Genomic DNA, 9,829 nt, shown 5'->3' on the forward strand with positions numbered 1-9,829 from the left:
CGTGACCCCCTGTCACAGGGCAGCACCTTCGGTGCTGAGTGATCGTCAGCCACGCAGACGGCAGGGCCGATCGGCGTATCCCCGGACCGGCGGGGTGATCAGTGCGGCTTGCCCACCGCCCGGTCCACGAGGGCCGCCGCCCCGCCCGTGTACCGGGCCGGGTCGCACAGCTCGGCCAGTTCCCCGGCGGTGAAGTGGCCGCGCAGCTCCTCGGACTCGGCGAGCACGTCCCCGAGCGGGCGGCCGGACCGCTGTGCGGTGTGCGAGGCCCGGGTGAGCGCCTGCTTGGCCTCGGCCTTGCCGAGCCTGGGCGCCAGTACGGCGGCGATGCGCTCGGAGACGATCTGGCCGCCGGTCAGCGCCAGGTTCTCGGCCATCCGCTCCGGCCGCACTTCGAGCCCCTCGGCCAGTTCGACCAGGGTGTGGGTGGCGCCGCCGGTCAGCCGCAGGCACTCGCGCAACAGCTGCCACTCCGCATGCCAGGCCCCGGCGGAGCGCTCGTCCTCGGAGAGCATGCACTGGGTGACGCCAGCGGCCAGGACGGGCACCTGGAGGGCCGCGCTGCGCAGCAGCGTCGCCAGGACCGGGTTGCGCTTGTGCGGCATGGCCGAGGAGCTGCCGCGCCCGGTGACCGCGGGCTCCGCGACCTCCGCGACCTCGGTGCGGGTCAGCGACTGCACATCCACCGCGATCTTGCCGAGGGCGGCGGCCGTGAAGGCGAGGGCGGCGGCGAGGTCGGCGATGGGCGTACGCAGGGTGTGCCAGGGCAGTTCGGCCGTGGCGAGACCCGTCTCCCGCGCGAACGTGTCGGTGAGCCGTGCCGCGTACTCGTCCGGGTCCAGTGAGCCGTCACCGTCGAGCCGTGCGTACTCCAGGTATCCGGCGAGCGTTCCCGCCGCCCCGCCGAGGGAGACGGGCAGCCCTCCGTCCAGGACGCGCTCCAGGCGCAGGTCGGCGTCGAGCAGCAGCTTGCGCCAGCCCGCCGCCTTCAGCCCGAACGTGGTGGGGACGGCGTGCAGGGCCAGGGTGCGGCCCGCCATGGTGGTGTCGCGGTGCCGCCGGGCGAGAGCGGCCAGGGCGTCGGCGGACCTGGCGAGGTCGGCGCGCATCAGCCGCAGCGCCCGCTGGGCGACGAGCATCGCGCCGGTGTCGAAGATGTCCTGGCTGGTGGAGCCGCGGTGCACGTATTCGGCTGCCGCCGGGTCCACGGCGGCGACGCGCCGGCTGAACGCCTGCACCAGGCCGACGACCGGGTTGGCGGTCTCCCGCGCGGCCAGCGCAAGCTCCCTCAGGTCGAGGTGCTCGGCGCGGGCCTGTGCGCCGATGACCTCGGCGACCCGCTGCGGCAGGGTGCCGAGCCGCGCCTGCGCCCGGGCGAGGGCGGCCTCGGCGTCGAGCATCCCCTGAAGCCACGCCAGGTCGCCGACGGCCTCCTCGACGGGAGTGCCGACGCGGACCGGCGAGAGCAGGCCGGAGTCGAGCAGGCTGTCGGGGCGGCCGGTCATACGAGTGCTCCTTGCAGCCGGTCGGGGGCGGCGACCGAGGTGGTGGGGCGGGGTGCGAGTGCCAGCACCGCACGGGCGATGGCGTCGGAGTCGGCCAGGGTCACCGAGTCCACCCCCGGCCGGATCCCGGCCGCGGTCACCCAGTGCACGGCCTCCGTGGGCACACCGTAGGCGAACCGGCGCGGGTGCGCCCGGCCCCGGGCGTCGCGGACGCGGTAGGGGCGCTCGGCGACGGCGAGGCCGCCGGTCTCGTACCCGGCCCCGCCCGCGTTGGGCACCCGGTGGTTCACGGCCTGCCCGGTGGCGACCAGGTGCTGGAGCAGCGGGTCGGCGGCGCGCCGCAGATCCGACTCGGGCAGCCGCGCCTCGATCAGTACGTGGGCCCGCAGGGGCGGTCCCGGTACGGCCCGGGACTGGGCGACGAAGGCGGGGTTGACCGTGTCGATGCGTATCTCGGTCTGAGGGCCGGTGAGTTCGAGGATGCCCGCCTCGATGAGCGCGATCATCTCCTCGATGCGTGAAGTGGGCGGGCCGATGGAGAGGAAGGCGTTCAACGGCGTGTACCAGCCGTCGAGTTCGTCGCGGTGCGAGTCGCCGTGCAGACCGCTGTGGTCGACCGCGAGCCGGATCTCGTTGCGCAGGTCGCGCAGGACGTCGAGGGCGGACTTGAGCGGGCCGCTGAGGTTGCCGTGCTTGGCCTCGCGCACGTCGTCGCGCAGATACTGGAGCAGCCAGTCGCGGAACGCGGCCCGGTCGCCGAACTCCTGGCCTCCGTACGGGCGCGAAAGCCGCTCCCAGCTCCAGCGCTCCGCCTCGGGTATGCCGGCCGCGTCGAGCAGCCCGCTCCGGTCCTCGGCGCTCTCGCAGGCCAGGAAGCGGTCCACCAGGTCCGTGCGCTCGGCGTCGCGGCCGTGGGCGGTGAGCCAGGTGCCGTAGTAGACGCTCTCCACCTCTCGGGTGATCAGCGGCCACAACTCGTCGCGCAGACCGATCCGTTCGCCGTCGTCGGCCCGCTTGCGCAGGGTCTCGACGTGCTCGGGGGTGAGCAGGCGGGGGTAGTAGCGCTCCGAGGCGCCCTTCTCGTTCTCACCGCGTGCGTGGTACGGAACGCCTCGGCGGGACGTGGCGTACATCACCGGCTCCTGGCCCGAGGGCCGGTACACCAGGCGGCCGTCGACGCGCTCGAAGGAACCGCCGCGCCCCTGGGTGAGCAGGGTCATGTGGTCGAAGAAGTTGAGGCCGAGGCCCCGCAGCAGGACCGGCTCGCCCGCCTTGACCCCGCTCAGGTCGAGGTCGGCGGGGTTCGCGGGCTGGAGGTAGCGCAGGCCGTGCACCCGGGCGAGGCTGGCGGTCCGCTCCTCGTGGGCGGTCGGCCGCACCGGGACGTGGCCCTGGGCGAGGACGACGGCGTCCAGACCGCTGAGCCAGGTGCCGTCCAAGAGGCCGACGGCCTGCTCGCAGTCGGCCTCTCCGTGGCTGTCCGTCAGGGCGACGGCGCGCGAGCGGTGGACCTCGATCGTGACGTGCGCGGGGGCGCGCCGGACGACCTGCTGGAACATCGCGGAGAGGTAACTGCCGTAGAACGCGCGGGTGGGGTACGTGTTCGGCCCCAGGTCGCGGGCCTCGGCGAGCGTCTGCTCGTCGTGACCGGCACGCCCGCCGGACGCGGCGACCTCCCTGGCCCACTCCTCCAGGGTCGGGCCGGGCTCGATGGGCCCGTCGATGCACGAGCTGGCATCGGTGTGGACCGTGATCTGGGACGCCACCGTGTTCATCAGCAGCAGACGGGACTGGTCGGTGCGCCACACCGCACCGGCACCGGGCTCGCACGGCTCGACGACGTGCACGGTCACCGCGGAGTGTGTCGGCTGCGCACGCTCGTTGGCACACAGCCGCTCCAGCACCGAGAGTCCTCGCGGTCCGGCGCCGACTATGCACAGCGTCCTGGGAACGCCACTCCTCATACCAACACTCTCCTGTTGTCGTGACCGAGCGGTCCCGGGGGCGGTACGGAACGACTTCCGGGGGAAAGGGGCGGTTGGCTGCTGGTTGTCGTTCCTCACATCGGGAAGATAGCCATGGTGAGGTCGTTCGATCCACGGACACCGATCAACTGCGGCATCGTGCACAGGTGTTGGTCGTGCGCCGCTCAACTCGCCGGGGAGCGAGGAAGCGCAGGTCACAGTGGTCGCGCCGGCGCACCCGGATGGCGTCGGCGTGTCGCGCGGGCGACGTCGAGCACGCACGATGGACAAGCGGAAGCAACCAGTCCGCAGAGGAGCCGTCCGCGTGGAGGTGCGAGAGCGATGTGGCGACCTGATGGCTGGGACGTACGGGTACGCATCGGTGTACTCACCCCGCACGCCGATGTGGGCCCCGAGTCGGAGTTCCGCGCGATGGCTCCGCCCGACGTGGGCGTGCACGCCGCCCGGGTGCCGTTCGGAGCCATGCGCCGGGGCGGAGCCATGGATTCCACGATCCCGCTCGCCCCCGTGCGGGCCTTCGCCGAGCCTCCGTACGTCGACGAGGCCGCCGCGCAGCTCGCCGCCGCGCCCGTGGCGGCCCTCGCCTACGCGTTCACCAGCTCCGCGTACGTCATCGGCGCGGACGAGGAGGCGGCGATGCTCACCCGCCTCTCCGCCCGCGCCCACGGCCTCCCGGTGGTCGCCACCTGCGCCTCGACGGTGGAGGCCCTGCACGCCGTGGGCGCCACCCGGATCTGCCTGGTCGATCCGCCGTGGTTCGACACCGCGCTCAACGACCTCGGCCGGGCCTACTACGAGGCCGCCGGATTCGACGTACGGTTCTCCGCCCCCTGCGACCTCCCCAGCGGGCAGGCCCTCATCCGGCCGGGCGAGCTGCACGACTGGGCGGCCGGCCACGTCCCCGAGGAGGCGGAGGCCGTCGTCGTGGGAGGCAACGGCTTCCGGGCCGTGGGGATGGTGGAGAACCTCGAAGCAACCCTCGGGCGGCCCGTACTGACCGCCAATCAGGTCCTGCTGTGGGCGGTGCTGCGCGCCGCCCGGAGCGACACCGCCGCGATCACGGGGTACGGCCGGCTGTTCACGCCGGCCGCCCCGCCCCCGGCCGGGGGCGGGGCGCCGTGACACCGGGGCCGCACCGCCCCTACCGCTCCCGCATCACTCGGCCACCCGCAGGACGATCTTGCCCCGGGTGCGGCCCGAGGCCTGCCGGCGGTGGGCCTCGGCGGCCTGCTCCAGCGGCAGCACCGCCGCCACCTCGACCTTGATCGCGCCGGCGTCGATCAGACCGGCCAGGGTGGTCAGGGCCGTACCGTCCGGCTCCACCAGGAACGGCCTGGCCCGCACGTCGGCCGCGGCGGCCTTCGCGGCGAGCTCGTCCGACACACCGGAGGGGACGGCGACGAGCAGGCCTCCCGGGCGCAGCACGGCGAGGGAGCGCGTGCTGGTGCTGTCGATCTCGTCACCCACGAGGTCGACGACCACGTCGACGCCGGACAGCTCCTTCTCGAAGCGGGTGGCGGTGTAGTCGACGACCTCGTCGGCGCCGAGCTCCCGCAGCCAGGCGTGCTTGCCCGCGCTGGCGGTGGCGATGACGTGGGCCCCGAGGTGCTTGGCGATCCGGACGGCGAAGTGACCGACGCCACCCGCGGCGGCGTGGACGAGCACGCGCTGCCCCGGGCGCACATCGGCGGTGTCCACCAGGATCTGCCAGGCGGTGAGCGCGGCGAGCGGGACGGCCGCGGCCTCGTCGTGGTTCAGGGACGCGGGCTTGCGGGCGAACTGCCGGGCGGGAGCGGTGACGTACTCGGCGTAGCCGCCGGCGGCGCGGGGGAACCACGGCATGCCGTACACCTCGTCCCCCACCTCCAGGGTGTGCACGCCGAAGCCGAGCTCCTCGACCACTCCGGCGACGTCCCACCCGAGGACGAACGGCGGCTCCCCGAGGACGCCCGCCATCCCGTGGCCCTCCCGCGTCTTCACGTCGACCGGGTTGACCCCGGCGGAGACGACCCGCACCAGGACCTCCGTCGGCAGCGGGACGGGGCGCGGCGCCTCGGTGACCCGGAGGACCTCGGGGCCGCCGAAGGCGGACTGGGTGACGGCGCGCATCGTGGGGGTGGTGTGAGACATGGGTGACTCCTCGAATGCGGGGCGGCTGCGCCCGCGCGGTGAACGATGCGGCCAAGCTATGGGAGGGGTAGTAGTAACCTGCAAGGGCACCTACTATCTTTTGGATAGTGTCCACTCGACCGCGCTCCCCCGCGCGGAGGAATCGCCGAGGAACCGCCCATGAGCAGGAACTGCACCACCGGCAGTCACGACAAGCACGACGTCTACGCGGCCCTGTGCCCCTGCCGGAACCTGCTGGAACTCCTGGCCAACAAGTGGAGCGCGCTGGCCATAGGGGCCATGGAGGACGGTCCCGTACGGTTCGGGGCGATGCAGCGCGTGCTCCAGGGCGTCAGCCCCAAGGTCCTCACCCAGACCCTGCGCCGCCTGGAGGAGGCGGGGCTGGTCTCCCGCACGGTCTACCCCGCCGTGCCCCCGCACGTCGAGTACGCCCTCACCGAGCTCGGCCACAGCGCCGCCGAGCCGCTGGCGCACATGCGCGACTGGGCGGAGCGGAACGTGGATCTGCTCTACTCCGGGCAGTGAACCAGAGGTGACTCGTGTAGGGATCACTCGGCTGGTACAACCCTGACGTTTGGTCCTGTCGTTTCAGGTCGAAGAGGGACAGGAAACACGTCACCCGGGCCCGGAGGGGGCCCTTCCGGTGCGGCCGTGGTGTCAGAGTCCGAGTGCGGCGCCCGGACCGGGCGCCCATGGATGAACTACCTGACCCAAGGAGTTTTCTCGTGGGGAAGAGAGTCACCACACTTCTGGCCACCGCCACCCTCGCCACCATGGCCCTCGTCGGGCAGGCGAGCGCGACACCGTCGCACCACACCCCGTCGCCCACCACCGCCAAGTCGGCGGCGGCGCGCGTGGCTTCGAACCAGACGCGGTATGCGCCGTTCACCCTCAACCACAACCAGTCGGTGAGCTCGAACACGGCTCGGCTGATCATGCAGTCCGACGGCAACCTCGTCATCTACGACGAGTTCAACCGGGCCCGCTGGGCCTCGAACACCGTCGGCCGGGGCTGGACCGCCCGCTTGCAGACGGACGGCAACTTCGTCGTCTACACCCGCTCCAACCGCCCGGTGTGGGCCTCCAACACCGACGGCCACCCGGGCTCGCGCCTCGTCGTCCAGGACGACGGCAACGTAGTCGTCTACGACGGCAGCCGGGCCGTATGGGCGTCGGGCACCAACCACTGACGACCCGTCGCGGCAACCACTGATCACCTGCATCCGGCAGGCCGGGCACGCGCGGGCCCGGCCTCGCCGGCGTACGTTCCCTGACGTCCGCTACCGGCCCGTGTACTGCTCGCGGGCATCCGTGACCTCGGTCAGATGCGCCCGGGACCACTCGCACGTGGCATTGAGGGGATCGATCAACGAGCGTCCGAGCGCGGTGAGTTCGTACTCGACACGGGGCGGGTTCTCGTCGTACGCGGTACGGGTGAGGAAGCCGTCCCGCTCCATCGCGCGCAGGGTCTCGGTCAGCACCTTCGCGGTGATCCAGTGCAGTGGCACCCGCAGTTCGGAGAACCTGCGCGGGCCGTCCTCCAGACAGCGCAGGACCACACCGGTCCACTTGTCGCCGACGCGGAAGGGCACCAGACCGCCCGCGCAGTCGGGGCGGTCGAAGAGGTCGGCGGGCAGGGGTGCGGAGGTGGGGCGGTCGCTCATGGGGCCGACGCTAGCCCAGTACCTTTGCGGTAACCAGGGGTGCCCGTCCTAACGTTCCCGTCATGACCTCGACGAACGCGAATTCCGCGCCCTCCGTGAACCCCGCCCGCTCCACCGAATCCGCCGACTCCCCCAAGCGCATCGCCGTTTTCGGCGCGGGAGGGCGGGTGGGCCGGGCCGTGGTGGCCGAGGCGGTGGCACGCGGCCACTTGGTGACGGCCGTCGTGCGCGACCCCGCGAAGTATCCCGGCCTCGGCTCCGACGCCGTGACCGTCGTACGCGGCGACGCCACCGACGCCGCCTCGGTGGCCGCCGCGGCGGTCGGCCACGACGCGGCCGTGAACGCCTCGGTGCGGCTCGACGTGCCCTCCGAGGAGTACTTCGTCTCCGCCGCCGAGGCCATGACCGGCGGCCTCGCGGCGGCCGGGGTGGGCCGGCTCGTGGTGCTGGGCATCGCCACGACGCTGGAGACGGCGCCGGGTGTACGGATCATGGACGCGCCGGAGTTCCCCGAGCAGTACCGGGTGTTCTCGCAGGGGCACGTTGCCGAGTTCGCGACGCTGAGCGCGGCGGGGCCCCAGCTCGACTGGCTGATGGTGGTGCCGCCCCTCGACCTGGACGCCGAGGGCCCGCGCACCGGCCGGTACCGCACGGCGGTCGGCACGGTCCTCGACGGCCCGGGGCACATCTCGCACCCCGACCTGGCGCTCGCCGTGCTGGACGAGATCGACGCGCCGGGGCACACCCGGGTGCAGCTGGCCGTGGCGGACTGAGGGAACTCCCTTGCCGTGATCGTCGTGGGGCGGTGAGGGTGGCGTCGTGCCTGCGTTCGAGCCCTCACCTCGGGACATCGCCAACGGCGTCCGCTTCGGCGACCACGGCGGCTTCCTCGGGCAGCCCGAGGAGTTCGCCGAGGTGGTACGGAGGGTGCTCAAGGGCTGATCCCCCGCGGGCGAGCGCGGGCGTCGCCTCACAGCCCGTCCGTCCACTCCTCCGCACACTCCCCCATCCACTCCTCCGCCCACTCCACCGCGTAGTACTTCAGCCGCTCGTCCTGCGCGACAAGGCTCATGCCCGCCGCGGTCATCACCCGCTGGGAAGCGATGTTGTCGTGGGACGTGTCGCCCTTGACGCGGGTGATGCCCTCGGCACGGGCGAACAGCAGCAGGGCGCGCAGGGCTTCGGTGGCGTATCCGTTTCCCTGGACCGCCGGCACCAGGCCGTAGCCGATGGTGACGGTGCCGTCGAGGTCGGGAGCGCCGTGGAAGCCGAGGCCGCCGATGGCGCGGCCGTCCTCGCGGCGACGGATCTCGTACGTCCCGAACGGCTGCGGGTCTCCGGCGCTCTCGCAGGTCTCAAGGTAGCGCCGGGCCCCCGCGGTGTCGGCTTCGGTGGGGTATCCGGGCGCCCAGCGCGCGTTCCCGCCCGGCTCGTCCGAAGTCAGCGCCACGGCTTCCTCGACGCTCATCGGGTGGAGTACGAGCCGTGCTGTCACGAGGCATTCCATACCCGGTGGGATATCACCAGGTATGGCGCGCCGCAAGCGAATTGTCCAACGGGTGTGGCCTGATGTGACCCCTGCCGGGAACTCCTTGCACGCTACGGGAGTTCGCCGTGGGCGGTGGGTGCGCCCGCAAACCAGATGGCTTCGCTGCGGCCGGTCCGGTCCGGGTCGTCGAGCGTGGCGCGGATTCCGGGCAGCACCTTCTCGCCGAGGATCTGCTGGAGTTGCGACTCGATCAGGTCCACACCGGTCACGTCGGTCACCATGTTCCGGATTTCGTCGCCGCCGGTGCGCAGACGCGTCTCGATGACGCGCGGCCCGTGCTCGGTGAGGATGACCTCGGTGTGGGTGGGCCCGAACTCGACGCCCAGGGCGTCCAGCGTGGCGATGACGTGCCGGGTGACGGCCTCTGTCCGCTCGGGCTCCAGCGGAGCGGGCACCACTCGGCCCGGCTCGACCGGGCCGACGGCGTCGGAGTGCTTGCGGGTGACGGCGACGACCACGTGCTCGCCCCGCTCCGAGAAGGCCTCCACGCCGTACTGGGCGCCCACGAGGAACTCCTCTACGGTGGCCCGCGGGTCGGGTCCCGTACCGCCGGCGCGTTCCAGTGCCGACTCCGCCTCGGCGGGCCCGGCGACGACGGCGCAGGCCGTGGCCTCGACACCGGCCCCCGCGAGCCGCTGCCTCATCGCGTACTTGTTCATGACGAGTTCGACGATCTCGGGGGTGTGCGTGTCGAGCCCGAGGACCTCGGCGACGAGGGCCGCCTGCGGGCGGCAGTCGTCGTAGAAGGAACCGATCCGGGTCACCGGCTCGACGGCGTCGATGGCCCGGGCCATCGCGATCCACTCCTCGTCGGAGGCGTCGGGGCTCAGGACGACGATCCGGCCGTGCTCCTCGGTGTCGTCCGTCTTCGCGAGGTGTTCGGGCCAGCACATGACGGACGTGGTGACCTTCCGTCCGGCCGTCTCGCCGAACGCGCGCATGCGGGCCGGTATGTCGTACCCGACGCCGAACACCAACACGTGTTCCGTCACGGCA

At 72.5% G+C, this 9,829-nt stretch carries 11 protein-coding genes; 5 read left to right on the forward strand and 6 right to left on the reverse strand.

From position 1 onward, the window contains the following. Window positions 1–98: 98 nt before the first annotated feature. Together OG965_RS06230 and OG965_RS06235 are read right to left on the reverse strand one after the other, a co-directional pair. A complete protein-coding gene (locus tag OG965_RS06230; RefSeq protein ID WP_371649963.1) occupies window positions 99–1,505 on the reverse strand; it encodes an adenylosuccinate lyase family protein in 1,407 nt (468 codons plus the stop codon). After that, a complete protein-coding gene (locus OG965_RS06235) occupies window positions 1,502–3,469 on the reverse strand; it encodes an FAD/NAD(P)-binding protein (RefSeq protein WP_371649965.1) in 1,968 nt (655 codons plus the stop codon). Before OG965_RS06235 ends, OG965_RS06230 begins: the two co-directional genes overlap by 4 nt. Before the next feature lie 342 nt (window positions 3,470–3,811). On the opposite strand from OG965_RS06235, the gene OG965_RS06240 reads away from it, so the two are divergent. Further along, the gene (locus tag OG965_RS06240) at window positions 3,812–4,612 is read left to right on the forward strand and encodes a maleate cis-trans isomerase (protein ID WP_371649967.1); all 801 of its coding nucleotides are present in this window, start codon (window positions 3,812–3,814) and stop codon (window positions 4,610–4,612) included. 33 nt (window positions 4,613–4,645) lie between these two features. On the opposite strand, the gene OG965_RS06245 is transcribed toward OG965_RS06240, so the two are convergent. Beyond that, complete coding sequence (locus OG965_RS06245) at window positions 4,646–5,620, reverse strand: NADP-dependent oxidoreductase (RefSeq protein ID WP_371649968.1); 975 nt, start codon at window positions 5,618–5,620, stop codon at window positions 4,646–4,648. 159 nt (window positions 5,621–5,779) lie between these two features. Here OG965_RS06245 and OG965_RS06250 point away from each other — a divergent pair, with 159 nt between their 5' ends. Then, window positions 5,780–6,145 carry a winged helix-turn-helix transcriptional regulator gene (locus OG965_RS06250; RefSeq protein WP_371649970.1) on the forward strand — a complete coding sequence of 122 codons (366 nt, stop codon included), beginning with the start codon at window positions 5,780–5,782 and terminating at the stop codon, window positions 6,143–6,145. A 200-nt stretch (window positions 6,146–6,345) separates the two neighbouring features. Further along, complete coding sequence (locus OG965_RS06255) at window positions 6,346–6,810, forward strand: hypothetical protein (protein WP_371649972.1); 465 nt, start codon at window positions 6,346–6,348, stop codon at window positions 6,808–6,810. 90 nt (window positions 6,811–6,900) lie between these two features. Here the strand turns inward: OG965_RS06255 and OG965_RS06260 are convergent, their stop codons facing one another. Next, window positions 6,901–7,284, reverse strand: a complete 384-nt coding sequence (locus tag OG965_RS06260) for a winged helix-turn-helix transcriptional regulator (RefSeq protein ID WP_371649974.1) — start codon at window positions 7,282–7,284, stop codon at window positions 6,901–6,903. Between the two features lie 62 nt (window positions 7,285–7,346). Between OG965_RS06260 and OG965_RS06265 the strand changes: the two genes are divergently transcribed. Further along, window positions 7,347–8,057 carry an NAD(P)-dependent oxidoreductase gene (locus OG965_RS06265; protein ID WP_371649976.1) on the forward strand — a complete coding sequence of 237 codons (711 nt, stop codon included), beginning with the start codon at window positions 7,347–7,349 and terminating at the stop codon, window positions 8,055–8,057. A 46-nt stretch (window positions 8,058–8,103) separates the two neighbouring features. Continuing rightward, the gene (locus OG965_RS06270; protein ID WP_371649978.1) at window positions 8,104–8,226 is read left to right on the forward strand and encodes a hypothetical protein; all 123 of its coding nucleotides are present in this window, start codon (window positions 8,104–8,106) and stop codon (window positions 8,224–8,226) included. A 28-nt stretch (window positions 8,227–8,254) separates the two neighbouring features. Here OG965_RS06270 and OG965_RS06275 read toward each other — a convergent pair whose 3' ends face one another. Both OG965_RS06275 and OG965_RS06280 read right to left on the reverse strand, forming a co-directional pair. Further along, complete coding sequence (locus OG965_RS06275; RefSeq protein WP_371649980.1) at window positions 8,255–8,791, reverse strand: GNAT family N-acetyltransferase; 537 nt, start codon at window positions 8,789–8,791, stop codon at window positions 8,255–8,257. Window positions 8,792–8,883: 92 nt separating this feature from the next. Further along, window positions 8,884–9,825, reverse strand: a complete 942-nt coding sequence (locus OG965_RS06280) for an acetyl-CoA carboxylase biotin carboxylase subunit family protein (RefSeq protein WP_371649982.1) — start codon at window positions 9,823–9,825, stop codon at window positions 8,884–8,886. Window positions 9,826–9,829: the final 4 nt, after the last annotated feature.

It is taken from the genome of Streptomyces sp. NBC_00224 (assembly GCF_041435195.1).
Lineage (GTDB): Bacteria > Actinomycetota > Actinomycetes > Streptomycetales > Streptomycetaceae > Streptomyces.